The following is a 25,516-nucleotide window of genomic DNA, read 5'->3' on the forward strand; positions in this document are numbered from 1 at the left end:
TATGTTCTCGGGTTTATTCTCCCACTCCGCGGCCCCGGCCGCGGATTTTTCACGTCTGCAGCGCGCCAGCATTACCTTTCGTGAGGTGGCCAAGCGCTACGGCGATCATCAGGTGCTTAACGCCATCAACCTGCAGGTCGATCCCGGCGAAGTGGTGGCGATCCTCGGCCCTTCCGGATCGGGAAAATCGACGCTGATCCGCCTGATCAACCAGCTCGAATCCTTAAGCGGCGGCGAGATCCTGATCGACGGCAAACCCACCAGCCGGCTGAGCGGCAGCGCCTTGCGCCAGCTGCGCAGCCGCGTCGGCTTTGTCTTCCAGCAGTTCAACCTTTACGCCCACCTGACGGCGCAGGAGAACATCACGCTGGCGCTGGAGCGCGTCCACGGCTGGGGAAAAAGCGCGGCACAGGAGCGGGCGCTGGCGCTGCTGCGTCAGGTCGGGCTGGAGGAGAAAGCGCAGCAGATGCCGGCGCAGCTCTCCGGCGGCCAGCAGCAGCGGGTGGCGATCGCCCGCGCCCTGGCCTCCTCGCCGCAGATTATCCTGTTCGATGAGCCCACTTCGGCGCTCGACCCGGAGATGATCGGCGAAGTGCTGCAGGTGATGAAAAACCTCGCCCACAGCGGGATCACCATGCTGGTGGTGACCCACGAGATGCAGTTTGCCCGCGAAATTGCCGACCGGGTGGTGTTTATCGACGGCGGCGACATTCTCGAGGTCGCCCCGCCGGCTGAGTTTTTCGCCCATCCGCAGCATGCCCGCGCGCGGCGTTTTCTGCAGAAGGTGCTGGATCCGCTGCACCAGGAGAGCCTCGAGTGACGCCGATGCTTGACTGGCACGGCGTCCTGAGCGGACAGCCGTTGCAATGGATTATCTCTGGTTTTCTCACCACCGTCTGGGTCAGCGTCGCCGGGATCCTGCTCGCCACTGCGCTGGCGGTTCTGCTGCTGGCCCTGCGTCTCGGCGGCGGCCGCGCGGGGCGCGGGCTGGTGGCCGCGTGGGTCTCGCTGTTTCGCAATACCCCGCTGCTGGTCCAGCTGCTGTTCTGGTACTTTGCCGCCTGGAATCTGCTGCCGCTGGCGGTGAAGAACGTGGTGAACGACGAGCACGCCTGGTCCATTCTGCCGGGCAACGTCTGGTGGCTGACGCCGGAGTTCCTCTGCTCAATGTGGGGGCTGGGGGTCTTTACCTCCGCCTTTCTGGTGGAAGAGATCGCCTCCGGACTGCGCGCCGTCAGCCACGGGCAGCGGGAAGCCGCGCTGTCGCAGGGCTTTACGCCGTGGCAGGAGCTGCGCTTTATCCTCCTGCCGCAGGGGTTGGCCAACGCCTGGCAGCCGATTGTCGGCCAGTATCTCAACCTGATGAAACTCTCATCGCTGGCCAGCGGCATCGGCTTTGCGGAACTGACCTATCAGGTGCGGCAGATTGAGAGCTATAACGCGCACGCCCTGGAGGCTTTTGCCGTCGGCACCGCGCTGTACCTGGCGCTGGGGGTGGCGATGGGCGTGGCGCTAACGCGTCTCGGCCCGGGAAGAAAACTGCAACGGAGCGCCCAACATGAACGCTAATCTGGCGGTGATCGCCGATAACCTTGATTACCTGCTGTGGGGCCGGCTGGCGGAGGGCCAGCCCGGCGGCGTGGCCCTGACCCTGCTGATGGCTATCGGCGCCACGCTGCTGGCGCTGCCGGGAGGCATTGCGCTGGCGGGCCTGGCCTGGCGCTACGGCGGACTGACGCGGCGTCTGCTGTTTCTGTGGGCGGAAATTATCCGCGGCATCCCGCTGATATTTGTCATCTTCTGGCTGTGGTATCTGCTGCCGATGCTGACCGGCGGCGATCTGCCCGGCGCGGTGACCGTGACCCTGGCGCTGGCGTGGTTTACCGCCGCCTCGGTGATGCACTCGGTGCTGGCCGGGCTGCAGTCGCTGCCGAAAGGTCAGTATGAGGCGGCGCTGACCCAGGGCTTCGCCCCCGGGCAAACGCTGCGCCTGGTGCTGCTCCCGCAGGCGCTGCGCAACGTTCAGCCGTCGCTGGTGGGGATCTTTATCGGCCTGCTGAAGGACACTTCGCTGGCGTTTATCGTCAACGTCCCGGAGCTGACCACCGTGGCCGGCCAGGTCAACAACCGGGTGCAGATCTATCCCCTGGCGATCTTCGTCTTCACCGGCGCGGTGTACTACCTGCTGTGCTGCGGTCTGAGCCTGCTGGCCAGCCGGCGCTTTACCCGCCGCGCGACCGCCGGGTAAGGTTCACTCCGCGGGGCGGGGCTTCAGCGGGCAGGTATCGCTGATCTTAATAAATTTGTCGTTATAGACCAGATAGTGGTTCCCCGGCTGGCGCAGCGCCGGCTGGCGAACCACGTCCCCGGGACGCAGATACCACGCGTCCCCCTCCTCTTCGGTCGAATCGCATCCTGGCTTAATCAGCAGCTTAAACCAGGTATTGCCGGTATTGCTCACCGCCCCGGCCACCTTATCGAAAGACCATTTAAACTGCACCTCGCGCGGGCGCACCACCAGAATGGTATCCATCACCACCACCGGCTCCATGCTGACCTCGCCGCCGGTCGGGCTGCGCCTCGTCAGGTTGCGGGTGGGGATTTCGCGAAACGAGACCCGATAATAGCGCTCGCGATTGTCCCGCGGGCCATGATAGTAAAATTTGAAGTATTCGCTCTCCCCGGCCTGCAGCGCCAGCTGACGGGGGGCGAACAGCAGCTCGCCATCCACCGGCCGGGAGCGCACTTCGCTGCCGCCCGGACGATCGATGGCGCTGACGGCGATGCGGTACAGCCGCGCGCTTTTATTGTTGTTGACCACCCGTTTGCTGGCGAAATCCGCTTCAGCCGGCAGGGAAAAGGTCAGGTTGCCGACCGAGATAGCCTGCGCCAGCGGAGCCACCAGCAGGCAGCCCACCGTCAGCAGGGCCTTAGTTAATGTTGCGCCACGTCGCCTGGACATGAATCTCTCCTGAAGCGCTGACTTCGCCAAACCAGCCGTTATCGTCTACCGTCCGCAGCGAAATGGCGTTATCCATCGGAATCGAGAATTTCACCGTGGTCTTATCCATCTGCCCCACTTCGCCGGAGATATCGGTCCACGGCGTGGTCAGCCACAGCGCATCGGTCATATCCCGCCAGCTGTCATCGCACCCGGCGTCGTAGGTCTGCGTCGCGCCGCTGCGGGTGATAAAAGAGAGCGTCGCCGGGAACGGCACTTTCGCCGTACCGTCATCGGAGCTAAAGAGACAGTAGGAGCGCCCGCCAATCACCTGCGCCGGTCCGGTCACTTTGATCAGCACTTCGTCGGCGGCCGTTTTACCGCTGGTGGTGACGATGTAGCCGAAATCGAGCGCCGGTTCGCCGCTGCCGACATACCCCTCCCGCGACGGCGCCGAGGTATATTCGTCGGAGATAATGCTGATGCTGAAATCACGGGGCTTGATAATCAGCGTATTGGAGGTGGAAAACTCATACCAGCCTGACTCCGGCGAGGTGGTGTTCTGGAAGCGAAAGTTGAACAGATCCTTGGTATTGATATCGCTGATCCCGAGATTCACCATCTGCTTAAAGAAGTTGCTGGAGAAGAACACATAGATCGCGTCTGAGCTCTTCATCTCGTTGAAGGTGTAGTAATAGGCGGTATTGCTCACCGGCTTCCATGAGCTGCCGTTGAGGCTGAACTGCATATCGTACGCCCCGACGGCCGAGGCCAACGACGAGTTGGCGATCGCCGGGAAAATATGGATCGAGGTGTTGCTTAACCCATTGGTCTGCAAGGTATAGTTGACCATCTTACAGCTTAATCCTGAGCGGCTGCCGATGGTCTGCGTCCGGCAGTCGGCGTTCCCTTCCCCGAGCGTCGGCACGCCATCGCTGTTGATAAACACCTCCGCCAGCGAGTGGGTGTTTATCAACCGCAGGCTCGCGGCTTTGGTGTGGGTGACGTTGCGCACATACCAGTTGCCGGAGGCCTGATCCTTACAGCGCGCGCCGCTGCTGGCGTCGTAGTTCACCGAGGTCTGGCAGGCATTGATGGTCATCGTGAAGCTGCCGCCGACCGGCATCTGTTGCAGATACTGATAGAAGGCGTCCGACATCATACCGTGCATCCACTTCGCGCCGCCGCTGGTCACCGTCGCGCCATAGAACCCGCTGGCGTCGGTGGTTTGCGGCAGGATCAGACTGGTGGCCATATCGCACCCGGCGTACCAGTTGATGCAGCGCAGGCCGGTTAAGGGGTGCGAAACCGGCGAGTTTTCCAGCCACATATCAAACTTCCAGTTGGCATTGAGCCCGGTGTTGTAGCCGTTATCGATATAGCCGAGACTCTGCTGATAGATGGTCCCGGAGCCGGTGTATTTTAAGCCGGTCCAGCGGTTGGCGCCGGTCATGCGCGGATCCAGCGCCCCGCCGGGGGTGACGAAAAAGTTGTCGTCGGCGTTGTTTTCCACAAACACAAACTCGCGCGCCGGCGCATCCGACCAGGTGGTTTTGGTCACCGCCGCCCTGAGCGCGGCCGCCGGCCAGAGCAGCGCGAGGATCGCCAGGGCGATTAAGGGGTTAACTTTCATTCTCTTCTCCTGTCTGCTGCGCCGCCGCCCACGACGAGAGGCCGCTGCAAACCACATCCCCCACCCAGACGGCGCCGCGCGCCTGGCTGAGCTCCAGCGCCACTTCGCAGGTTTTATTGCCGCCGTAGCTGAAATCGATCGTGGGGTATTTCTTATCCACATCCATGACAAACTCGCCGTTTTCATCGGTGCGGGTACGGCCGATATGGTTGTTAATCCGCGCATTCGCCAGCAGCGTGCCGTCTTCCGCCCGAATACGACCGGAGACGGTGACCATCTGCTTCACCTCAGGCTCAATCACCGCCACGTTGCCGGGATAGAGGGTCAGATGACTCTTGCGCCCGCTGACGATGTCGTAACTGTCGAGCGAGTTTTTGCTGTTTTGCAGCTCCACCTCATAGCGGCCATAGGGAGAGAGCGGCAGATAGTTACGCTTGCCGCTGAGCGGGAAGATCCGCCCGTTGACCCTGGCGCTGATCTGACCGTCATCCTCCAGCCCGGTGTTGAAGATCACCCCGGCGTTGCCGTCGGTTCGTCCGCTGGCGGCGATATTTTTGCCCTGCCAGCCGACGCTGCCGCTGGCGGTGAGGTTGGTGTTGACGTAGCCGTCCGCCGCGCTGTTGACGTTCAGCGTGCCGCTGGCGTAGCGGGCGTCGAACTGGGCATACGCCCCGCCGCTGAGGGTTTTGTCATCCCCGGTATCGCCAGAGATGGCCCGCGACAGATTGGCGCCGATGGTGCGAATGGTGCCTTCATCAAACTGCTTGCGCGCTGAGAGGTTAGCCATGGTGTAGCCGTTCTGATGGGTCATCCCGGCGCTGAACCAGTTGCCCAGCGGCAGCGACAGATCGAGGGCGATATATTTCCCGGTGTTGGCGCTGCTGTCGCCATTGTTATAGCGCTGGATCCCTGCCCGCAGGCCGAGCGATCCAAAGGCGCCGCTGTAGACCGTCTGATAGTAATCCGCGGTGTAGTAATGACTGTTGTAGCGACGGTCATCATTGTAGCTGACGCTGAACGTCCCCAGCTTCGACCACAGCGCGTTGAGGTTGAGGGTGCCGCCGATCGCCCGGTTGTCAGCATCGCTGCGCCGCAACTGATCGCCAATGCGGGTTCTCTCCTGGTTGACCCACACTGAACTAAAGCCCCCCGGCAGCGTGGCGCTGATGCTGCCGACGCTGCTCCACGAGCTGTCGCTGGCCAGCATATTTTGCAGGTTAACGTTGATCGACTCGCCCAGCGGCAGCGTCAGGCGGGTTTCTCCCACCGCCTGGTTGTCGTAGCCATAGCCCGTTGCCGCCCAGCTCAGGGTGCTGAGCGACCCGGAGGCCGAGAGGCCCGCCAGCCAGCTCTCTTTCGCCGGCCGGGTCTTTTTCCCGCTCTCCGACCAGCGATCCATATGAAAACTGCCGCCCCACACCTGCCACGCCAGCGGCGCGCCGGCGCCGCGTCCCCGGCTGAACAGCTTATTGACCCGCTGGGTGCGTTTGCTGACCACCCGCCCGTTGACGATCACCTCGACCTCCACGTCGTAAATACCGTACGGCAGGCCGCGGGTATCTACTTCATGGTTCCCCATGGCGAAGTTCTGGACGCTCAGCAACCGGCCGTCACGAGTGAGATGCACCTCGCCCGCCGCCGGCAGAAAGGCGATCACCGGCGTGGCGGACTGGCTGTTGTCGAAGACGGTGGAGCTGGCCTGGTTCCCCCAGGAAAGGCCGTAAATCTTGCCCGCCGAAATAGCGGTCATCGGCCCCAGGGACTGCAGGTTCCAGGTGTCAAGCATCCCGCCGGCAAAGCGGTGGCCGGCGAAATCGCGTTCATACATGGCCTCATATAATTCACTGTCCTGCTGACCGCTGCCGATCCCGTACAGTGAGCCGTCGAGCACCACATGATGCTCACGCAGCGCCGTGACGTTGTTCAGCGACAGATAGCTGGAGGTGTTGCTCCCGCCGTTGCGCATCTGGTTGTTATAGACGCCGAGGTTATAGCTCAGGTTGCTGCTGAGGGCGTTGACGCTCGACTGGCCGATGTCTTCGCTGCGCGAGCGCAGCACGGTGCCCAGCGCCTCGCGCTTGACCACCAGCTGCAGCAGCAGCTGGCGCAGGCTGAGATCCAGCTGCGCGCTGTCGGTCAGCGTGATGGTGAGCGCCTCGCTGAACGGGGCGTTGGCGAGGCCAGTCAGCTGCTGGCGGGTCTGTTCGCTGACGCTGGCGTTACCCTCATTGTCCTCCAGCCGGATCTGCCGAACGCGCAGCTGGCCGCCGTCCAGCCAGATAAAGGCGCTGCCGATCCGCTGATCGTCCCGGGTGTCCTGGCTGCCGACAAGATGAATATAGAGAGGAACGCTCATGCCGTCCTGCAGCGCCTGGCTGAAGGCCTGCGGAATAATCACCCCGCCAATCTGCTGCGCCCCTGGGGCAGCCGCGCTGGCGTCGGGCTGAACGAACAAAAAAAACATGCCGAAGGCAAGCGGTGTTTTCAGTCCTGGGGAAATCCGTTGTAGAGGCATCGTCGTTATCCATCTGCACAGCTGTCTATTTCACGGGAACAAACTGCTCACCCTGCCAAAGCGCAACCCGTCCTTTTTTATCCGCCGTGTCCACGCGCGTAAAACGGCGTGATTTACCCGGCATCAGGTAGTAGTTCTCTTTACACTCCTTACCCTCGGCGGCCTTCAGGCAAGGGCCGTAGGCGAGGATCCGCAGCGTCGCGTTCCCGGTGTTGGTCAGGGAGCCGTTGGCGTACTGAAAGCGGTAGTTCACCTGCCGGGGCGCCACCACCAGGATGGTGCCGATGCGGGCGGAAGCGGTGGCCACCGCGCTGCGGGTGGCGTTATCGCGCTGGGCATCGCTGAGCGCCTGGTCGAACCAGACAATGCGGTAGTAGCGCTCTTTGTCATCCGCCGGGCCTTTGTAGAAGAAGCGGATCACATCGCTGGCCTGGGCGGGTAGCAGCAGGCTGGCGGGAGTGAGCAGTACCTCATCCGGTTTATCCATCGGGATAACCTGTCCGTCATCCAGCGGGGAAGAGAGCCGTTCGAGATGGATATTGATCAGCCGGCCGCTGTCGGTGCTGTTCTTGATCGTTTTGCTCAGCGTGCTGCTGCCGCTGTTCATAAAAGATGAGATATCGCCGACATCCAGCGCCTGCGCCGGCGATACTCCGGCAAGCAGCAGCCCGAGGGCCAGAAGGTGCTTTTTCATAACAATTCCGTCCGTGAAAAAAGCAGGGGGAGCCCCCCCTGCTGGTGCATCAGAAGGATCAGCTGGTCCAGGTGGCGTCGAACTGGACGCTAACGTCGCCGCTCCAGATCCCTTCCGGCAGGGTGCTGTAATCGGTCACGGCGGTGGTGCCGTCAGTGGTGCCGCTGATGATAGAGAAGGTGAAACCATCCTGCGCGGTGGTGCGGCCGCTGGCGTTGTAGCCATTAGCCAGCGCGCTGAGGTTGCCGCCCAGAATGTTGTTGGCGGTATCGATCATCACGGTATCACCGGTTTTTTCCACCGCTGCGCCGTTATAATCCACGCCCACGCTCAGCGTGGAGCCGGAGGTATCCAGCTGGGTTAAGGTGTTAGTGATAAGACGCGAGGTCAGCTTAAAGGCGGTCGCCGTTGCGTCACCCTCAATTGCCACGTCAAACAGACCTTTCTGTGAGTTAAAACCTTTCACGCCTTCGGCATACTGGAACGCCAGGCTGCCGAGCGGGGTGACGACCAGTTTGCTGGTGGTGTCTTTTTTGGCGGTCGCAGACCAGGTCGCTACAGCCTGAGCCGTTACGTCAGCAGCCTGCGCCACACCCATACCGGTAAACGCCGTTACCAGAGCTATTGCCAGAACCTTTTTTTTCATCGCTTTTTCTTCCTGAGTTGAATTAAGGACATGATGTCCCGGTGAACCATTCAAAAATTAACTTGCCTGGGTGTTACTGAACTAACTTATATATTTTGGAATACAGCTTGGCCTCAGCATTGCGCCGATGGGTATACACTGTCTTCACGCTACAATTTTCAATTCTGGCGATCGATTTCGGCTGCATGCCCTGGGCGGTCATGCGGATAATTTTCATTTCCCGGTCTGTAATTTTATCTTTCTTAATATCTTTACGGAGAAACCTGCCATTAATCACATAGGCCAGCTCTTTTCGAATATCGCGACTCAGGCCAACATATACCACGCCGCGAATATCGCTATTGTAATACCAATAATTCGCTAAGGCCTCTGACTTTCTGGCCGCAATTAATACGACCTGTTTCCCCTTTACCGCGGATAGCCATTCGCTGTCGCGCCTGATAAACTCGTTTAACGAAGCCGTATTGAGATTGATAAACACGAAATCTCTTCTGATTTTATCTAGCGACAGATAAATTAATTCGTCGATATCTACAATCAGTTCGGATAATCCTTTATAGAAGTAGGAGTCATGGGCAGACCAAATATACTTATCGGAACAGCTTTTATATTCCATATAGTTTTTAACCTCATAGTCCTTGAAGTAATCATTTTTACAACGTCACTGCTTGCCAGGCCTATAAAGTTAACTGGCGTATTCCATTCCTTTAATAAATCGCCATTAAATAAGACACGCATCACCTATCAATATTGGATAAGCGGGGTTAAACTATAATTATTTTCTGCTTGGCGTTGAATTTAAGTTTTTTCCTATAGAGTGTCAACATGCGGAAAGGCAATGAATTTCGCGCCCAGGTCAATATTTACAAAAACTGAAAATATCGTTTTTTTGAGGAAAGAAAAAAGACATTTATTTTCATAAGGTTATTGGCAATATTACCGTCGATTCTTAGCTGAATTTTATATTACCCAGGATCTTCACCCTATTATGTTAGGAATATTCTTAATGGAGGGCAGAATGAAGCTGTCGAATAAACCAAATTTATTAAAAAATAAAGAATATAAATCCAAAAAGAAGCAACAACCAGGATGATTCACCAACACATAAGACTCATGAATAGATTAACCTGCCGCACAAAATAGTTATGTATATGTTAATACCTGGGGAATGTTGAATGCTAAACAAAGGCAGACGCATTATCTATTCGATATAACAGTTCTCATCAGCAAGATTAAGCGAAGATTGACGAGGGTTCGGGCCGTCAAGGGGCGCCTGTCTCCGCGCCCCCGAAAGCATAGCCGCTTTTCGGCGCTTCGCCAGCGCGCCACGCGCGCGCGGGTGGACCGGGGGCCGAGGGTGCCGTGATCGGCAACATTGCCAGCGCGCCACGCGCGCGGGTGGACCGCTCACCGCCGCCCTTTCCCGCCTGTTCACGGTTTGTTCGCAATACCGTCATCGAAATTTCACATAAAGACCTATTAATAGTGGCCAGTTAATGACGAACCTGGACACTCTTATGAACAGCTCTCTTGCCGCGGTGGCCGAAACTGATTTCCAGCCGTTCACCGATCTCAATGCCGGCCGGCAGCGGAAGGTCTTAAGCGTGCGTAACCTGAGTAAAGCCTACGAGGCTCAGCACAAGGTGCTGGACGGCATCAGCTTTGATCTGCACGCCGGTGAAATGGTCGGGGTTATTGGTCGCTCCGGCGCCGGTAAATCGACGCTCCTGCATGTTCTCAATGGCACCCACAGCGCCAGCGGCGGCGAAATTCTTAGCTACCCGGAAGTCGGTACCCCGCACGATGTCTCCCGGCTGAAAGGCCGCGCGCTCAACGCCTGGCGCAGCCACTGCGGGATGATCTTTCAGGACTTCTGCCTGGTGCCGCGCCTCGACGTGCTCACCAACGTTCTGCTGGGCCGCCTCAGCCAGACTTCAACCCTGAAATCGCTGTTTAAAATCTTTCCCGCAGCCGACCGGGCGCGCGCTATTGCGCTGCTTGAATGGATGAACATGCTGCCGCACGCGCTGCAGCGGGCGGAGAACCTCTCCGGCGGGCAGATGCAGCGGGTGGCGATCTGCCGGGCGCTGATGCAAAACCCCGGGATCTTGCTCGCCGACGAGCCTGTCGCCTCGCTGGATCCGAAAAACACTCAGCGCATCATGGATGTGCTGCGCGAGATTAGCGAGCAGGGCATCAGCGTGATGGTCAACCTGCATTCGGTGGAGCTGGTCAGGACCTACTGCACCCGGGTTATCGGCGTCGCCAACGGACAGCTTATTTTTGACGATCACCCCGCCCGGCTGACGCAGGATGTACTGCAGCAGCTGTACGGCGATGACGTTAGCCAATTGCATTAATTTCACTCACACGGGCAAGATAATGAAAATATATATGACTGGCGCAGTTCGTTTATCCGCAATGGTCGCGGGCATGATGATGGCATGGCAGGCAGCTGCGGCGCAGCCGAAAGAGCTGAATCTGGGCATTCTCGGCGGCCAGAACGCCACCCAGCAAATCGGCGATAACCAGTGCGTGAAGACCTTCCTCGATAAAGAGCTGAACGTGGATACCAAACTGCGTAACTCTTCCGACTATTCCGGGGTGATTCAGGGTCTGCTGGGGGGTAAAGTCGACGTGGTGCTGAGCATGTCCCCCTCCTCTTACGCCTCGGTTTATCTCAATAACCCGAAAGCGGTGGATATCGTCGGCATCGCCGTGGACGACAAAGATCAGTCTCGCGGCTATCACTCGGTGGTGATTGTCAAAGCCGACTCCCCGTATAAAACGCTGGACGATTTAAAAGGCAAAGCCTTTGGCTTCGCCGACCCGGATTCCACTTCCGGGTATCTGATCCCTAACCATGCGTTTAAAGAAAAATTTGGCGGCAACGCCGACAACAAATACAACAACACCTTCTCCAGCGTCACCTTCTCCGGTGGCCACGAGCAGGACATCCTCGGCGTGCTGAATGGCCAGTTCGCGGGGGCGGTGACCTGGGCCTCGATGGTTGGCGATTACAACACCGGCTACACCACCGGCGCGTTCAACCGCCTGATTCGCATGGATCATCCGGATCTGATGAAGCAGATCCGCATTATCTGGCAATCGCCGCTGATCCCGAACGGCCCGATCCTTGTGAGCAATGCGCTGCCGGCGGACTTTAAGGCGAAGGTCGTGGCGGCGGTGAAAAAACTGGATACTGAGGATCACGCCTGCTTTATCAAAGCGATGGGCGGTACGCAGCACATCGGCCCGGGCAGCGTGGCTGATTTCCAGCAGATTATCGATATGAAACGCGAGCTGGTGAGCGCGCGTTAATCCTGCCTCAACGCCGCCGGCTTGCCCTGAGGTGAGCGGCGGCGCTACGTTGAAGATCCCCGACGCATGAAGACGACCCACATCGAATTTGAACGCTATTACCAGCAGGTACGCTCGCGGCAAAAGCGCGATGCCGTCTGCTGGTCGCTGCTGTTGCTGGCGCTCTATTTTGCCGCCGGCAGCGCCGCGGAATTTAATCTGCTGACTATCTGGCACTCGCTGCCCCACTTCCTGGACTATATGGCAGAGACCATTCCGCCCCTGAGCGCCGGCAACCTGTTCGCCGACGTGCAGACCAAAGGGTCGCTGGCCTGGTGGGGCTATCGCCTGCCGATCCAGCTGCCGCTGATCTGGGAAACCCTGCAGCTGGCGCTGGCCTCAACCCTGGTGGCGGTCGCCATTGCCACCGTTTTCGCGTTTCTCGCCGCCAATAACGCCTGGTCCCCGGCGCCGGTGCGCTTTGCCATTCGCGTGCTGGTGGCGTTTTTGCGCACCATGCCCGAGCTGGCGTGGGCGGTGATCTTTGTGATGGCGTTCGGCATCGGCGCGATCCCGGGCTTTCTGGCGCTCATGCTGCATACCGTCGGCAGTCTGACCAAACTGTTCTACGAGGCGGTGGAAAGCGCGCAAAACAAACCGGTACGCGGCCTGGCGGCCTGCGGCGCATCGCCGCTGCAGAAAATTCGCTTCGCCCTGTGGCCGCAGGTGAAGCCGCTGTTTCTCTCCTACGGCTTTATGCGGCTTGAAATCAACTTCCGCTCGTCGACCATTCTCGGGCTGGTGGGCGCGGGCGGCATCGGCCAGGAGCTGATGACCAACATCAAGCTCGACCGCTACGATCAGGTGAGCATCACCCTGCTGCTGATCATTCTGGTGGTGTCGGCGCTGGACATGCTGTCCGGTCGTTTGCGCCTGTGGGTACTGGAGGGTAAGAAATGAGCGTCTGGCACATGCAACCGGATATCGCCGCCAGCCGTCGGCAGCATAAACAGCTCTATCAGGTCCAGGGGCGCTACCTGCGCTACGTCGGGCTGGTGGCGCTGGCCTGCGTGCTCTATTACGTCTGGTTTTTTCTGCAGTTCGGCATCAGCGGCGAACAGCTGACCACCGGCCTGCAGCAGATTGGCCGCTATCTGGCGCGGATGTTCGTCTGGCACGACTTCTGGAACTGGCCGTTCGGCTATTACTTCACGCAAATCGGCATTACCCTGGCTATCGTCTTCGCCGGGACGCTCACCGCCACGGTGCTGGCGCTGCTGCTCTCCTTCTTCGCCGCCCGCAACATCATGCGCGGCGTGGTGCTGGGGACCCTCGCCCTGCTGATGCGCCGCCTGTTTGATGTGCTGCGCGGGATCGACATGGCTATCTGGGGGCTGATTTTCGTGCGCGCGGTAGGCCTCGGGCCGCTGGCCGGGGTGCTGGCGATCATCATGCAGGACACCGGTCTGCTGGGACGGCTGTACGCGGAAGGACACGAAGCCGTGGACCGCTCCCCCGGGCGCGGGTTGACCGCCGTGGGCGCGAACGGCCTGCAAAAGCATCGTTTTGGTATTTTTACCCAGTCGTTCCCGACCTTCCTCGCGCTGAGCCTGTACCAGATTGAATCCAACACCCGCTCCGCGGCGGTGCTGGGCTTCGTCGGCGCCGGCGGTATCGGGCTTATCTATGCCGAGAATATGCGCCTGTGGAACTGGGATGTGGTGATGTTTATCACGCTGCTGCTGGTGGCGGTGGTGATGATCATGGACACCCTCTCCGCCTGGCTGCGCCGTCGCTATATCGGCGGCGCCGTAGTGCCGCTGTATCAGGAGGAACGCTAGCGCGCCTTTGTGCCGGGTAGCGGCTGCGCCTTACCCGGCCTGGAAGATCCTCTCACAGGCTCACACCCCGTAGGCCCGTGCAAGCGCAGCGCCGCCGGGCGAGACGCCAGGCGCGGTACCCTTGATTTCGCCGGGTGGCGGCTGCGCCTTACCCGGCCTACAAGTTCCTCTCACAGGCTCACACCCCGTAGGCTCGTGCAAGCGCAGCGCCGCCGGGCAACGACCGCCAGTACGAAGCCGCCTTTATGCCGGGTGGCGGCTCACGCCTTACCCGGCCTACTCGTCCGGCACTGAATGTCTGTAGGTCCGGCAAGCAACTGCGCCGCCGGGCGAGCGTTGATTACCTCCCACACAACCCTGTTGCACGGTTAGTTTGCTGGGTGGCGGCTGCGCCTGACCCGGCCTGGAGGGTTCGTGCGACCTGTCGTTGATTTACCCACTTGTGCGACTGAAACTGCCGGTGCTGACGGCCTCAAAATCGCTGAGACGTTCCCGGAAGGCCGGGGCAGCCCGCATGGATGCGGGCTGAGGGCCGTGTTTTGCATGGACGCTGCCTCGGCCCGACCCGAAGCCTGCAGGGATAAGTCGAAGGGACCACGCAGTGGCGATTTTGCTGGCCGGAGCCCGGGGGTACAGGGGGCGGCGGCGACTGGCCGCCCCCTGTGCGCTCCCCGCGCCGTAAGAGACATAACGCAGAAGACGAACCGGGAGCGCAAACTACGCTGAAGCCACAGATAACATAAACAACCACACGGCAGTGCTTCCCCTCTCCAGGAAACAGTCCGGCTGGCGTTCAGGCCCGTGCAAGCGCAGCGCCGCCGGGCAACGACCACCGGCACGAAGCCGCCTTTATGCCGGATAGCGGCTCACGCCTTGCCCGGCCGACAACGACTGAACCCGCAGAAGCATTTATCCGTTCCGCTATTCCAGCCGCCAGCTCAGCACCGGCCAGCCATATCCGGCACCGGCCGCCTGCAGCTGCGGACAGGGATTGACCAGCCGCACGCGATCCGCATGCAGGCACAGCGGCAGATCGTTAATGGAATCGGTGTAAAAAGTCACCTCGCCGTCATACTGCGGATGCGCCTCGCGCCACTGCGCCAGACGCGCCACCTTTCCCTGCTGATAGCTGGGGATCCCGGCAATCTCCCCGCTGTAGCCGCCGTCGACCATCGCCACGTCAATGCCCAGCGCCTGCTCAATCTCCAGCGCGGCGGCCACCGCCTGCACCAGCAGGCTAACCGAGGCGGAAATAATCAGCATCTGCTCCCCCTCGGCCCGCAGACGCCGAATGAGTTCCCACGCCTGGGGATAGACCCGGGGCAGGATCGCCTCGCGCACGCAGCGGGCCACCAGCGCGTCTACGTCCGATTTCGGTATTCCGGCCAGCGGCGCCTGGATCAGGGCCACATAATCGGCGATATTCATCTCTCCCTGGTCATAATCCGCCATCAGCCGCGCCTCGCGGGCAAGATACCCCTTCTGCGTCGCCAGCCCTTCGCGAACCATAAACTGGCTCCAGATCGTACTGCTATCGCCCTGTATCAGGGTGTTATCGAGATCGAAAATCGTCAGCGTGTTGCCCATGGTACCTTCCCTTACTGGTCAAAATAAGCTGCCGGGAGCATGCGTAAAAAAGATGACAGGAAAATGAACCGGACGCCACCGCGCCCGGCTCGCCGTCAGCCGGCGCGGACCTTGCCGGTGCGGAACACCAGCACAATCCCGCCGACGATCGCCACCATACCGACCATCGCCGCCGCCGGCAGCCGATTGCCCAGCAGCAGATAATCCAGCAGCGCCGTGATCGCTGGCACCAGATAAAAGAGGCTGGTGACATTGACGATATTCCCCGCGCTCAGCAGACGGTACAGCAGCAGCTGGGCGACCACCGAAATCAGCAGCCCGAGAAACAGCACCGGAATAATCAACCCGGCGTTAACGGTAAACCGGAAGCCGCTGACCGGGGCGATCAACAGGCACAGCCCCAGACTAACGGCATACTGCAGCGGCAGGACATCCGCCGGCGACTGACGGCTGCGCTTTTGCCACAGCGCGCCAAAGGTCATCAGCAGCAGAGCCGCCAGCGCAAACAGGATCCCTGTCATCGCCATGGGCGACGCCGCCAGGCTGCGCCACACCAGCAGCACCAGCCCCGCCAGGGCAATCAGCAGCCCCAACAGCCGCCGCCCCTGCAGGCGGCGCTCCACCACGCAAAGCGTAAGGATGGGCTGGATCCCCATGATGGTGGCGATAAGCCCCGGCGTCACGCCGTTGGCCATCGCCTCGAAGTAACAGACCGAATAGCCGCCAATCAGCATCAGGCCGGTGGCCGCTGTCTGCAGGCGAGTGCCCGGCGCGGGCAGCCAGCGTCGACGGGCGATGGCCAGCGGCGCCAGCGCTGCCAGGGCAACCAGAAAACGAAAGACCAGCAGCGCCATCGGCGAGGCGTTGTCCAGTCCCCAGCGGGTGAAAATGGCCGCGCTGCCCCACAGCAGCACAAAGGTGGCCGTTGTCGCCTGCGAGGCGAGCAGAGAATAGCGAACGTGCATAGCATGCTCCCGAACGTCAAACACAAGGTATCAAGCGTCATACCGGCAGGTAAGCGCCTGGAAAGACGGCGTTAAGCGCCGAAAACAACCCGGTCTGGAGGGGGAGGCGGTGGGCAGAGCGTGGCGAAGCAATAATGAGGCGCAGACGTCATCCACCCCGCGTCGAAAGCGGCGCCGGGTAAAGTCTCGGTGGCGATGGCGTTATGCGTCATGGAATGCCTCGTGAGATGTTGATGACAGAATCCTGGCACAGGCTGTTGCGAAGTGACAACTGCCCTTTATGGCTGATCCATCCCATCGTTGTTTATTTTTAATCGTAAATAAACGTAAAGGCGGCATCAACTTATTTAGCCGTTCTTTTTAATCGGCTATAAAACAAAGCAGTCTGCTTGCTACTTCGAAAATAACGATATGAAGCCAAAACTGAAGCATGCTCTCTTGTTAATTCCTTTTTTGTTGTTGGCAGGATGCTCCTCCTCACCGAAACAGGCAAAACACACAAAATCTCATGCGGATATGACCATTGACGGCGGATCGGACGATCTGATCCCGGTGGTGGCGGCCCTGCATGACCAGATGCACACCTGGCAGGGAACCCCCTATGAATGGGGCGGGACTGAACAAAGCGGCGTCGACTGCTCGGGTTTCGTCTGGCGTACGCTGAAGGATCGCTTTAACCTGCCGATGGAGCGGATCACCACCCGCGAGCTGTTGCACATGGGCGTGCGGGTCAATAAGCGCGATTTACGTCCCGGCGATCTGGTTTTCTTCCGCACCCGGGCCGGCATGCACGTCGGCTTTTACGATACCGATCATAATTTCCTTCACGCCTCGAGCAGCCAGGGCGTGATGCGTTCTTCGCTGGACAACCCTTACTGGGAATCGGCGTTCTATCAGGCGCGTCGTCTGCCGAAGGAGTATAACGCGCAGATCACCATGAACAGCGACACCCTGCATCTGGCGAAGAACCGCCGCTAAAAAAAAGCCGCAGCCTGGGCTGCGGCGGGTGGTTCTGAAGTTGATCAGAACTGGTAGGTCATGCCCAGCGCGACGATGTCGTCATCGTTGATGCCGAGTTTGTTATCGCTTTTCAGCTGGTTGATTTTGTAATCCACGAAGGCGTTCATGTTTTTGTTGAAGTAGTAGGTCAGGCCCACGTCAATGTAGTTAACCAGATCTTCGCTCCCCACCCCTTCGATATCCTTCCCTTTCGACAGCACATAGCCGAGGGACGGACGCAGACCGAAGTCGAACTGGTACTGCGCCACCGCTTCAAAGTTCTGCGCTTTGTTGGCAAAGCCGCCGCTGATCGGGGTCATCTTGCGGGTTTCAGAGTACATGGTCGCCAGGTAGATATTGTTGGCGTCATATTTCAGGCCGGTCGCCCAGGCTTCCGCTTTCGAACCCTGGCCACGAGCCAGCAGGTTCTGATCGTTGGTACGGTCGGAGCTGGTGTAGGCCGCGCTGACGGCGAAGTCGCTGCCGCCGAAGTCATAGCTTAACGAGGTGCCAACGCCGTCGCCGTTCTGTTTCTTCGCTTCACGGCCTTCGTTTTTACCCTGGTACTGCAGGGTCAGATCCAGGCCATCCACCAGACCGAAGAAGTCGGTGTTGCGGTAGGTCGCCAGGCCGCTGGCGCGCTTGGTCATAAAGTTATCGGTCTGGGCAGAGGAATCGCCGCCGAATTCCGGGAACATATCGGTCCAGGCTTCCACATCGTACAGGGCGCCAAGGTTACGACCGTAATCGAAAGAACCGTAATTTTTCAGCTTCACGCCGGCGAACGCCAGACGAGTCTTCTGGCTGGAGTCGCTCTCGGTTTTGTTGCCGGAGAATTCAGATTCCCAACGGCCATAGCCGGTCAGGTCTTCGTTAATCTGCGTTTCGCCTTTAATACCGAAACGCACGTAAGTTTGATCGCCATCTTTGCTGTCATAATCGCTGAAATAATGCATGGCTTTAATCTTGCCGTACACATCCAGCTTGTTCGCGTTCTTGTTATAAACTTCCGCTGCCTGCGTCGCCGTTGAAGCCACAAAGCCCATCATCATTAATGCCAGAGTACTCTTTTTCATTATTCAGTCCTGGTGATTTATTTATACGCGCTATTCAATTGCGGGCGCTCGCCCCATCAAAAACTGGAGGTTTTTTAACGCCGGGATATTAAATATTTATGACAAGGTGGAACTTTTTATAAAAAAGCGTATTTAAATGTATCTGACATATTTTTGTCACATCCCCTCTCCAGAATGCCCGATCCCGCGCAATAAAATGGCGCGCCCGCCGCCCCGGGTGTTGGCAAGCGGGCCGACTCCTGCTACAACATCAGCTCGATATCGATATTCCTTTTGAACGGCAGAGAATCATGAGTGAAAGCCAGACGCTGGTGGTAAAACTGGGCACCAGTGTTTTAACAGGCGGGTCCCGTCGCCTGAACCGCGCCCATATCGTCGAGCTCGTGCGCCAGTGCGCACAGCTGCACGCCATGGGACACCGTATTGTCATCGTGACCTCCGGGGCCATTGCCGCCGGGCGCGAGCACCTTGGTTACCCGGAACTGCCCGCCACCATCGCCTCCAAGCAGCTGCTGGCGGCGGTGGGACAAAGCCGTCTGATCCAGCTGTGGGAACAGCTGTTTTCTATCTATGGCATTCACGTTGGCCAGATGCTGCTGACCCGCGCCGACATGGAAGACAGAGAACGGTTCCTCAACGCCCGCGACACCCTGCGCGCCCTGCTGGATAACAGCATCGTCCCGGTCATTAACGAAAATGACGCCGTCGCCACCGCGGAAATCAAAGTGGGCGATAACGACAATCTCTCCGCGCTGGCCGCGATCCTCGCCGGGGCGGATAAGCTGCTGCTGTTAACCGACCAGCCTGGCCTGTTCACCGCCGACCCGCGCAGCAACCCGCAGGCGGAGCTGATTAAAGACGTCTACGGCATCGACGACGCGCTGCGCGCCATCGCCGGCGACAGCGTCTCCGGTCTCGGCACCGGCGGCATGGGCACCAAGCTGCAGGCCGCGGACGTCGCCTGCCGCGCGGGGATTGATACTATTATCGCCGCCGGCAACCGCCCGGACGTCATCGGCCACGCGATGGAAGGCCTGCCGGTAGGCACCTGCTTCCACGCGCAGGAGTCTCCGCTGGAGAACCGTAAGCGCTGGATCTTCGGCGCCCCGCCGGCCGGTGAGCTGACCGTCGATGCGGGCGCGACCCAGGCGATCCTCGAACGAGGCAGCTCGCTGCTGCCAAAAGGCATCAAAATCGTCAGCGGCAACTTCTCCCGCGGCGAAGTGATCCGCATCCGCAATAGCGAAGGACGCGATATCGCGCACGGCGTCAGCCGCTACAACAGCGACGCGCTGCGCCTTATCGCCGGCCAGCACTCGCAGCAAATCGATGCCATTCTGGGCTATGAATACGGCCCGGTGGCCGTCCACCGCGATGATATGATCATCCGTTAAGGAGCTGAAAATGCTGGAACAAATGGGCATTGCCGCCAAAGCGGCCTCCTGGCAGCTGGCGTTACTCTCCAGCCGGGAAAAGAACCAGGTACTGGAAAAGATCGCCGATTATCTGGAAGCGCAGACCGACGATATTCTGCGCGCCAACGCGGAAGATTTAGCGGAAGCTCGCGCCAATGGCCTGAGTGAAGCGATGCTCGATCGCCTTGCGCTGACCCCGGCGCGTCTGAGCGGCATCGCCAGCGATGTGCGCCAGGTGTGCAATCTGGCCGACCCGGTCGGCCAGGTGATCGACGGCGGGCTGCTGGACAGCGGTCTGCGTATTGAACGTCGCCGCGTCCCGCTGGGGGTGATTGGCGTGATTTATGAAGCGCGACCCAACGTGACGGTCGACGTCGCCTCCCTGTGTCTGAAAACCGGCAACGCGGCGATCCTGCGCGGCGGGAAAGAGACCTGGCGCACCAACGCCGCCACGGTGAAGGTGATCCAGCAGGCGCTGCAGGAGTGCGGTCTGCCGGCCGCCGCGGTACAGGCCATTGAGAGTCCGGATCGCGCGCTGGTGGGGGAAATGCTGAAGATGGATAAATACATCGATATGCTGATCCCCCGCGGCGGCGCGGGCCTGCACAAGCTGTGCCGCGAGCAGTCAACGATCCCGGTGATCACCGGCGGGATTGGCGTGTGCCATATCTTCGTTGATGAAACCGCCGAGATCGCCCCTGCGCTGAAGATCATCGTCAACGCCAAGACCCAGCGGCCGAGCACCTGCAATACCGTGGAAACGCTGCTGGTGCACCGTAACATCGCCGACACCTTCCTGCCGGCGTTAAGCAAGCAGATGGCCGAGAGCGGCGTCACCCTGCACGCCGCCCCTTCCGCCCTCCCCGCGCTGCAGAACGGCCCTGCGAAGGTCGAGCCGGTGAAAGCGGAGCAGTATGACGACGAGTATCTGTCGCTGGATCTGAACGTCAAAGTGGTGGCTGATATGGATGAGGCTATCGCCCATATCCGCGAGCATGGCACCCAGCACTCCGACGCCATCCTGACCCGCACCCTGCGTAACGCCAACCGCTTTATCAATGAAGTGGACTCTTCCGCCGTCTACGTGAACGCCTCCACCCGCTTCACCGACGGCGGCCAGTTCGGCCTCGGCGCGGAGGTGGCAGTTAGCACCCAGAAGCTGCACGCCCGCGGCCCGATGGGACTGGAAGCGTTAACCACCTATAAGTGGATCGGTTTCGGCGACGATACCATTCGTGCCTAAATGAGAACGGGCGATGCAAAAATAGGCAGTTGATTCCACTGGCTATTGACGCATCGCCCGCTAAGTTCTAACCTTTTGCCTCGTGATTCACGCTCGTGAACACCTCTTGCAGGGCCGATATAGCTCAGTTGGTAGAGCAGCGCATTCGTAATGCGAAGGTCGTAGGTTCGACTCCTATTATCGGCACCATTTCAAACTCTCCCCAGGTCTACCGAAATCAATTAAACCCAGGAATACTGCGCTTTGTAGCCCGGTTCTTATCTTCCGTTATCAACTTGATTCAACCGAAATCAAGCACCTGTTGGGGGCATAAGTGGGGGCGTTCTGTGTTCGGTCCAGGGAGATGCCCCCAATGAAGCAAAATGCTCGACAGGTAGATGCAGCTAAACCCAGAGAAAAAGCCTATAAGCTGGCAGATAGTGCTGGTTTGTATCTTGAAGTTGTTCCCTCTGGTTCCCGATACTGGCGGATGAAATATCGCTTCAATGGAAAAGAGAAGCGTATGGCTTTTGGGGTCTATCCGGCAGTGTCCCTTGCACAAGCGAGGGCACTACGTGATGAAGCCAAAAAAAAGCTGGCCGAAGGTATCGATCCATCGTTTGCCAAGAAAGAAGAAAAGCTGGTTCGGGATGTGCAGCTCAATAATACGTTTCAGGCTGTGGCGCTTGAATGGCACGGAACGAAGGTGAGCCGGTGGTCAGAAGGCTATGCCTCTGACATTATCGAAGCCTTCAATAAAGATATTTTCCCCTATATTGGCCAACAGCCGGTGAATGAAATTAAACCGCTGGTTCTGCTTAATGTGCTGCGTCGAATGGAAAGCCGTGGCGCGACAGATAAGGCCAAGAAGGTTCGCCAGCGCTGCAGTGAAGTCTTTCGTTACGCCATAGTTACCGGCCGTGCGGAATACAATCCTGCAGCGGATCTTACCAGCGCGATGTCAGGGCATGAATCGAAGCATTATCCCTTCCTTACCGTTGAGGAGTTACCAGACTTCTTTAAAGCCCTATCCAGATATATAGGAAGCCCGCTAGTTGTTCTTGCCGCTCGGCTGCTGATCCTTACGGGAGTTCGTACTGGCGAGCTCCAAGGTGCTTTCTGGAGTGAATTTGATCTTGAGAAGGCAGTGTGGGAAATCCCTGCAGAGCGTATGAAGATGAAACGGCCTCACCTTGTACCCCTCTCTACCCAAGCGCTGGAAATCGTACAGCAACTCAAAGTGATGTCAGGGCAATATCCACTGGTGTTCCCTGGGCGTAATGATCCCCGTAAGACGATGAGTGAAGCGAGTATTAATCAGGTATTCAAACGGATTGGGTATACGGGAAAGGTTACTGGACATGGTTTTAGGCACACGATGAGTACAATTTTGCATGAGGAAGGATTCAATACGGCATGGATTGAAACCCAGCTTGCTCATGTTGATAAAAATGCGATTCGTGGGACGTACAACCATGCGTTGTATCTGGATGGGCGGAGGGAGATGATGCAGTGGTATGCAAACTATATGGCTGAGTTGCAAAAAGGGGAGACACTAAAAAGGAATATTCTCGAAACATATAAAATAGCTAAAAGACATCTAGATCTCTAGGAGGCTATTTTCATTCGGAGTATCTTAGATACCTCTTTTCTTGATAGTTAGTTTTGCACCAAAAACAGACATTCTGATTGCAAAGTAATTTAGCAATTTTAATAGAATTAGATTCGTAATTTTTTATAGGGGAATATTGGTACATTATAAATAAAAAGAATGTTATTGTCACTTTTTACTGAGTGTTGTTTTTTTTGATCCATCTCAAAGATTTTAGATTTGATGTTTTTCCCCATGCTTAGGCACTAGCTACTTTGCTGATTTATTGCTATTTTAAAATAACTAAATCAGTTTGGCGTCATTGGGATTTAGTATGTGTTGTTTTTAGTTACACATCATTTAATGTAATTCAATAGTATGTTATTGTCGTTGGATTTACATATGATTTATTACAAAAAATAAAAAAATTTGCGCAAAATTTTTGACAAGTAGGCATACGCATGGCAATTTCAGAAAAAGCGATAAAGATTTTATGGTCTAATGCTGCTGGTATATGTTCTTTTAGCGGTTGCAATGAAAAACTTTCAGTAGCGGAGGCTGCTGAAGGTGCTCCATATACTATTGGGGAGATGGCACATATAAAAGGGAATAGACCAGGTTCCAATCGCTATGACATTGAACAGCCTGCTTCTGAACGAGATAGTTACGAGAATCTTATTTTACTCTGTCCAACCCATCATACATTAATTGATAAAGTTGAAAACGTTGATAGATTTAGCGTTGAAATTCTCCATGAAATGAAAAGAGAACATGAGGTGTCGATTTCTAACCGATTAGCTATTATTAAATTTGAGTCTGTTGATAAACTGAAAGACCAAATTTCTACATACTTAGCTGAAAATCATCAAAGTTGGGAACAATATGGGCCTTTATCGGATAATGCTAAAAAGAATCCTAACAGTGAGCAAATTTATGCCGTATGGACATCTGAACGCCTCTCAATAATTGTTCCTAATAATAGAGAAATTGTTAAAATTCTCCAAGGGAATAGAGAGTTGTTTTCTCGGAACGAGCAAAGATTAGTAAGTAAATTTATTCAACATGCTGAAAGCTATGAAAGATGGGTTAATGATGAAATACCTTATAACGCCATACAAAGATTTCCATTAGACTTTGAAACCTTAATTTTAGGAGAGTAATATGTCAGCTCATAATGATAAATTCCCATGGCTAAGCTACTATGGAAACTACAATTTCTTTGAGCAGAGAATGCATGAACATAGTAAAGTTACATCTTGTCATGAGATAAAAAAAGGGCTTTACAACATCCAATTAACTAATGGTAAGATGTTAAAAGTTTTTATCTGCGAGTGTTATTCATTTAGCACTGCAGAGTACGTAGAGTCTTGTCAGAATTATGGGGAGTTAGATGCAGTTATAATAAGTTCTAACTGGTGCGGGTATAGTCTGGATTTAAAATATGAGTGCATGAAGAAAAATGTGGGAATTTTTGACATTAGAGGATTTATGGCTGCGATCAATAAAATGCAGTTCTGGGAATATATGACTGATTATGAAAAAGAGAAATTCAAAGAATATGGTTGGTTGTAACCCTTGAATGTGATTATTTATGGTTTTGGTTCTTTTTTTAAAAGCTCCGGAGATTTTAATGATGTGGATTTGTTAATAATTCATGATTCGAATAGTTACAAATCCTGTCTTGAAGCAATTTCATTGAAATCAGAAATGTTACTCAGAATATCTAACGCACATGTCACTATGCTATCAAAATCTGAGGAAGATAAATTTAACTTTATAGAGAAGTCTTTTGCAGTTCAATTGGGTGAGTACTCAGGAATAGAGAAAGAAATCATCGTAAGTGAGTTAATAGAAATAATGCAATCAATAAGAAATTGTTAACTATAAAAAATATTTTTACAACTTCAACCCACCATATTTAAACTAAGTTTAAATGCCGAGTGGGAGTTTATTATTATAGATATCAATACACATTAAATTCGCGACATGAAATAACTATATATCTTAAAGTATTGTCCGTAATTGGTCATCAATATATCAAATACTCTTACTTTTTATCACCATAGTTTTTTTCGAAGCCAACGGGTCAACCCGCTTTCCAAAATAATCTCTGATAGTTTTTCAGGCCCAATTAATGTAACACCGTCAATTTGTTGATCTTCATTCAGCGGACCACTATGCCAGACAAAAAACATTCTGTCGTAGGCATCACATTCATGGAATCTTTTTACATATTCATCCAAGTCAGCATTGTCTGCTATGGACTTAACTTGAACCAATGCATTTTCGCGAGTTGTCGGTAGTTCCAATACAAGGTCAATCGTTTTTTGCGTTTTGCCCAGACTACCGACTCGTCGCCATCCACTTTGAGAAAATATAAGGTCTACTAGCAACTCGAAGTCTTGCCATGTCAATAGCTTACAAAGTTGACGAATTGAATTCAGATAGCTAGTTTCGGCGAGATCAAACTCAATAATTTCAGGCGAATATTCATCATTAATTTTTCGGATAACATATTCGGCTTTTTTAACATTACAGATAGTGCCTCTGAATCCATGGGTTGCATTCAACTCACCATTTATTGAACTAATAGTGAAAATTGTCCCGTTGATGCTACGATTGTGCCATCCATCAATAGTCTGACGAATTCTGCTGCCATCCTGAAGAACAGTGACGTCGCCTGTTGGTCTGCACCAATAAAGAAAACCACCGTAGAAGGTGATAAAGACAGTATCTTCCTGAGCAGTATAAAACACTTTTATCTGGTTAAGGTCACTAGTAGCTGTACCCGTTTTACTTCCCCTGATGATTTTCCATATTTCATGAACCTCAGCCCATTTACCATCTATACAGAGTTGATTTGGTGTCTCGTGGTAGCCAAATTTTATGATACCAGTATCAATACATTCGGCTTCCCATTTTCCACCGGGACCTAGTTTTATATATTTCACATCGGAAGGACTGATTTTTTTCACAACTAGCCTTAAATCCCAAAGGTTATATGACTTTTTTATCACTAAAACCCTCCTGAATCAATGAATCAATGAATCAATGAATCAATGAATCAATGAATCAATGAATCAATGAATCA

At 56.0% G+C, this 25,516-nt stretch carries 23 protein-coding genes and 1 tRNA gene; 14 read left to right on the forward strand and 10 right to left on the reverse strand.

Going from position 1 to position 25,516, the window contains the following annotated elements:
• Window position 1 precedes the first annotated feature (1 nt).
• Genes ABLV04_RS25660 through ABLV04_RS25670 form a run of 3 tightly spaced genes read left to right on the forward strand, consistent with a single transcriptional unit; the run spans window position 2 to window position 2,248 of the window.
• Window positions 2-820, forward strand: a complete 819-nt coding sequence (locus ABLV04_RS25660; protein WP_023288551.1) for an amino acid ABC transporter ATP-binding protein — start codon at window positions 2-4, stop codon at window positions 818-820.
• Window positions 817-1,569 carry an amino acid ABC transporter permease gene (locus ABLV04_RS25665; RefSeq protein ID WP_044521207.1) on the forward strand — a complete coding sequence of 251 codons (753 nt, stop codon included), beginning with the start codon at window positions 817-819 and terminating at the stop codon, window positions 1,567-1,569. Before ABLV04_RS25660 ends, ABLV04_RS25665 begins: the two co-directional genes overlap by 4 nt.
• Complete coding sequence (locus ABLV04_RS25670; RefSeq protein WP_017900979.1) at window positions 1,559-2,248, forward strand: amino acid ABC transporter permease; 690 nt, start codon at window positions 1,559-1,561, stop codon at window positions 2,246-2,248. Before ABLV04_RS25665 ends, ABLV04_RS25670 begins: the two co-directional genes overlap by 11 nt.
• Window positions 2,249-2,251: 3 nt before the next feature.
• Here the strand turns inward: ABLV04_RS25670 and ABLV04_RS25675 are convergent, their stop codons facing one another.
• From ABLV04_RS25675 to ABLV04_RS25700, 6 genes are all read right to left on the reverse strand, one after another.
• Window positions 2,252-2,962: a fimbria/pilus periplasmic chaperone gene (locus tag ABLV04_RS25675; RefSeq protein ID WP_180266048.1), complete on the reverse strand. Its 711-nt coding sequence runs from the start codon at window positions 2,960-2,962 to the stop codon at window positions 2,252-2,254.
• Window positions 2,931-4,574 (reverse strand): fimbrial adhesin EcpD, encoded by a 1,644-nt coding sequence (ecpD, locus tag ABLV04_RS25680; RefSeq protein WP_180266047.1) that lies wholly within the window; start codon window positions 4,572-4,574, stop codon window positions 2,931-2,933. Before ecpD ends, ABLV04_RS25675 begins: the two co-directional genes overlap by 32 nt.
• Complete coding sequence (locus tag ABLV04_RS25685) at window positions 4,564-7,089, reverse strand: CS1-pili formation C-terminal domain-containing protein (protein ID WP_348816262.1); 2,526 nt, start codon at window positions 7,087-7,089, stop codon at window positions 4,564-4,566. Before ABLV04_RS25685 ends, ecpD begins: the two co-directional genes overlap by 11 nt.
• Before the next feature lie 25 nt (window positions 7,090-7,114).
• The gene (locus ABLV04_RS25690; RefSeq protein ID WP_023288546.1) at window positions 7,115-7,783 is read right to left on the reverse strand and encodes a hypothetical protein; all 669 of its coding nucleotides are present in this window, start codon (window positions 7,781-7,783) and stop codon (window positions 7,115-7,117) included.
• A 58-nt stretch (window positions 7,784-7,841) separates the two neighbouring features.
• Window positions 7,842-8,429 (reverse strand): common pilus major fimbrillin subunit EcpA, encoded by a 588-nt coding sequence (ecpA, locus tag ABLV04_RS25695; RefSeq protein WP_023288545.1) that lies wholly within the window; start codon window positions 8,427-8,429, stop codon window positions 7,842-7,844.
• Between the two features lie 73 nt (window positions 8,430-8,502).
• Window positions 8,503-9,045, reverse strand: a complete 543-nt coding sequence (locus tag ABLV04_RS25700; protein WP_082225986.1) for a helix-turn-helix transcriptional regulator — start codon at window positions 9,043-9,045, stop codon at window positions 8,503-8,505.
• A gap of 901 nt (window positions 9,046-9,946) precedes the next feature.
• Between ABLV04_RS25700 and phnC the strand changes: the two genes are divergently transcribed.
• From phnC to phnE (ABLV04_RS25720), 4 genes are all read left to right on the forward strand, one after another.
• Window positions 9,947-10,789, forward strand: coding sequence for a phosphonate ABC transporter ATP-binding protein (phnC, locus tag ABLV04_RS25705; protein WP_064155221.1), 843 nt, complete (start codon window positions 9,947-9,949; stop codon window positions 10,787-10,789).
• 22 nt (window positions 10,790-10,811) lie between these two features.
• Entirely contained in the window at window positions 10,812-11,750 is a 939-nt protein-coding gene (phnD, locus tag ABLV04_RS25710; RefSeq protein WP_064155222.1) for a phosphonate ABC transporter substrate-binding protein, read from the forward strand.
• A gap of 66 nt (window positions 11,751-11,816) precedes the next feature.
• The gene (gene phnE / locus ABLV04_RS25715) at window positions 11,817-12,689 is read left to right on the forward strand and encodes a phosphonate ABC transporter, permease protein PhnE (protein ID WP_023288541.1); all 873 of its coding nucleotides are present in this window, start codon (window positions 11,817-11,819) and stop codon (window positions 12,687-12,689) included.
• On the forward strand, window positions 12,686-13,570 hold the full coding sequence (phnE, locus tag ABLV04_RS25720) for a phosphonate ABC transporter, permease protein PhnE (protein ID WP_032453207.1): 885 nt from the start codon (window positions 12,686-12,688) through the stop codon (window positions 13,568-13,570). Before phnE (ABLV04_RS25715) ends, phnE (ABLV04_RS25720) begins: the two co-directional genes overlap by 4 nt.
• A 921-nt stretch (window positions 13,571-14,491) precedes the next feature.
• Here phnE (ABLV04_RS25720) and ABLV04_RS25725 read toward each other — a convergent pair.
• Both ABLV04_RS25725 and ABLV04_RS25730 read right to left on the reverse strand, forming a co-directional pair.
• On the reverse strand, window positions 14,492-15,157 hold the full coding sequence (locus ABLV04_RS25725; RefSeq protein ID WP_180266406.1) for an HAD family hydrolase: 666 nt from the start codon (window positions 15,155-15,157) through the stop codon (window positions 14,492-14,494).
• A gap of 95 nt (window positions 15,158-15,252) precedes the next feature.
• Window positions 15,253-16,122, reverse strand: a complete 870-nt coding sequence (locus ABLV04_RS25730; protein ID WP_048296798.1) for a DMT family transporter — start codon at window positions 16,120-16,122, stop codon at window positions 15,253-15,255.
• Between the two features lie 411 nt (window positions 16,123-16,533).
• Between ABLV04_RS25730 and ABLV04_RS25735 the strand changes: the two genes are divergently transcribed.
• Window positions 16,534-17,100 carry an NlpC/P60 family protein gene (locus ABLV04_RS25735; protein ID WP_044521172.1) on the forward strand — a complete coding sequence of 189 codons (567 nt, stop codon included), beginning with the start codon at window positions 16,534-16,536 and terminating at the stop codon, window positions 17,098-17,100.
• A 44-nt stretch (window positions 17,101-17,144) separates the two neighbouring features.
• On the opposite strand, the gene phoE is transcribed toward ABLV04_RS25735, so the two are convergent.
• Window positions 17,145-18,197 (reverse strand): phosphoporin PhoE, encoded by a 1,053-nt coding sequence (gene phoE / locus ABLV04_RS25740; RefSeq protein ID WP_004204700.1) that lies wholly within the window; start codon window positions 18,195-18,197, stop codon window positions 17,145-17,147.
• A gap of 290 nt (window positions 18,198-18,487) precedes the next feature.
• Between phoE and proB the strand changes: the two genes are divergently transcribed.
• The 6 genes from proB (at window position 18,488) to ABLV04_RS25770 (ending at window position 23,997) form a co-directional block, all read left to right on the forward strand.
• Complete coding sequence (gene proB, locus ABLV04_RS25745; RefSeq protein WP_008805306.1) at window positions 18,488-19,591, forward strand: glutamate 5-kinase; 1,104 nt, start codon at window positions 18,488-18,490, stop codon at window positions 19,589-19,591.
• Window positions 19,592-19,601: 10 nt separating this feature from the next.
• A complete protein-coding gene (gene proA, locus ABLV04_RS25750; RefSeq protein ID WP_004147253.1) occupies window positions 19,602-20,855 on the forward strand; it encodes a glutamate-5-semialdehyde dehydrogenase in 1,254 nt (417 codons plus the stop codon).
• Window positions 20,856-20,968: 113 nt separating this feature from the next.
• Window positions 20,969-21,044 (forward strand) — tRNA-Thr (locus ABLV04_RS25755).
• A gap of 163 nt (window positions 21,045-21,207) precedes the next feature.
• A complete protein-coding gene (locus ABLV04_RS25760; protein WP_048296795.1) occupies window positions 21,208-22,446 on the forward strand; it encodes an integrase arm-type DNA-binding domain-containing protein in 1,239 nt (412 codons plus the stop codon).
• 440 nt (window positions 22,447-22,886) lie between these two features.
• Entirely contained in the window at window positions 22,887-23,585 is a 699-nt protein-coding gene (locus tag ABLV04_RS25765; RefSeq protein ID WP_004129413.1) for an HNH endonuclease signature motif containing protein, read from the forward strand.
• A 1-nt stretch (window position 23,586) separates the two neighbouring features.
• On the forward strand, window positions 23,587-23,997 hold the full coding sequence (locus ABLV04_RS25770; protein ID WP_004129411.1) for a hypothetical protein: 411 nt from the start codon (window positions 23,587-23,589) through the stop codon (window positions 23,995-23,997).
• Between the two features lie 485 nt (window positions 23,998-24,482).
• Here the strand turns inward: ABLV04_RS25770 and ABLV04_RS25775 are convergent, their stop codons facing one another.
• On the reverse strand, window positions 24,483-25,400 hold the full coding sequence (locus ABLV04_RS25775; protein WP_048298633.1) for a hypothetical protein: 918 nt from the start codon (window positions 25,398-25,400) through the stop codon (window positions 24,483-24,485).
• Window positions 25,401-25,516: the final 116 nt, after the last annotated feature.

It is taken from the genome of Klebsiella sp. JN_Kp127 (assembly GCF_040062505.1).
Classification (GTDB): Bacteria; Pseudomonadota; Gammaproteobacteria; order Enterobacterales; family Enterobacteriaceae; genus Klebsiella; species Klebsiella quasipneumoniae.

Coding starts and splice junctions, on each gene's coding strand:
- proA (WP_004147253.1), top strand. CDS start 19,602: ATGCTGGAACAAATGGGCATTGCCGCCAAAGCGGCCTCCTGGCAGCTG.
- phnC (WP_064155221.1), top strand. CDS start 9,947: ATGAACAGCTCTCTTGCCGCGGTGGCCGAAACTGATTTCCAGCCGTTC.
- phnE (WP_032453207.1), top strand. CDS start 12,686: ATGAGCGTCTGGCACATGCAACCGGATATCGCCGCCAGCCGTCGGCAG.
- ecpD (WP_180266047.1), bottom strand. CDS start 4,574: ATGAAAGTTAACCCCTTAATCGCCCTGGCGATCCTCGCGCTGCTCTGG.
- ABLV04_RS25675 (WP_180266048.1), bottom strand. CDS start 2,962: ATGTCCAGGCGACGTGGCGCAACATTAACTAAGGCCCTGCTGACGGTG.
- phnD (WP_064155222.1), top strand. CDS start 10,812: ATGAAAATATATATGACTGGCGCAGTTCGTTTATCCGCAATGGTCGCG.
- proB (WP_008805306.1), top strand. CDS start 18,488: ATGAGTGAAAGCCAGACGCTGGTGGTAAAACTGGGCACCAGTGTTTTA.
- phoE (WP_004204700.1), bottom strand. CDS start 18,197: ATGAAAAAGAGTACTCTGGCATTAATGATGATGGGCTTTGTGGCTTCA.
- ABLV04_RS25690 (WP_023288546.1), bottom strand. CDS start 7,783: ATGAAAAAGCACCTTCTGGCCCTCGGGCTGCTGCTTGCCGGAGTATCG.
- ABLV04_RS25725 (WP_180266406.1), bottom strand. CDS start 15,157: ATGGGCAACACGCTGACGATTTTCGATCTCGATAACACCCTGATACAG.
- ABLV04_RS25730 (WP_048296798.1), bottom strand. CDS start 16,122: ATGCACGTTCGCTATTCTCTGCTCGCCTCGCAGGCGACAACGGCCACC.
- ABLV04_RS25660 (WP_023288551.1), top strand. CDS start 2: ATGTTCTCGGGTTTATTCTCCCACTCCGCGGCCCCGGCCGCGGATTTT.
- ABLV04_RS25670 (WP_017900979.1), top strand. CDS start 1,559: ATGAACGCTAATCTGGCGGTGATCGCCGATAACCTTGATTACCTGCTG.
- ABLV04_RS25700 (WP_082225986.1), bottom strand. CDS start 9,045: ATGGAATATAAAAGCTGTTCCGATAAGTATATTTGGTCTGCCCATGAC.
- ecpA (WP_023288545.1), bottom strand. CDS start 8,429: ATGAAAAAAAAGGTTCTGGCAATAGCTCTGGTAACGGCGTTTACCGGT.
- ABLV04_RS25735 (WP_044521172.1), top strand. CDS start 16,534: ATGAAGCCAAAACTGAAGCATGCTCTCTTGTTAATTCCTTTTTTGTTG.
- ABLV04_RS25765 (WP_004129413.1), top strand. CDS start 22,887: ATGGCAATTTCAGAAAAAGCGATAAAGATTTTATGGTCTAATGCTGCT.
- ABLV04_RS25770 (WP_004129411.1), top strand. CDS start 23,587: ATGTCAGCTCATAATGATAAATTCCCATGGCTAAGCTACTATGGAAAC.
- ABLV04_RS25685 (WP_348816262.1), bottom strand. CDS start 7,089: ATGCCTCTACAACGGATTTCCCCAGGACTGAAAACACCGCTTGCCTTC.
- ABLV04_RS25760 (WP_048296795.1), top strand. CDS start 21,208: ATGAAGCAAAATGCTCGACAGGTAGATGCAGCTAAACCCAGAGAAAAA.
- phnE (WP_023288541.1), top strand. CDS start 11,817: ATGAAGACGACCCACATCGAATTTGAACGCTATTACCAGCAGGTACGC.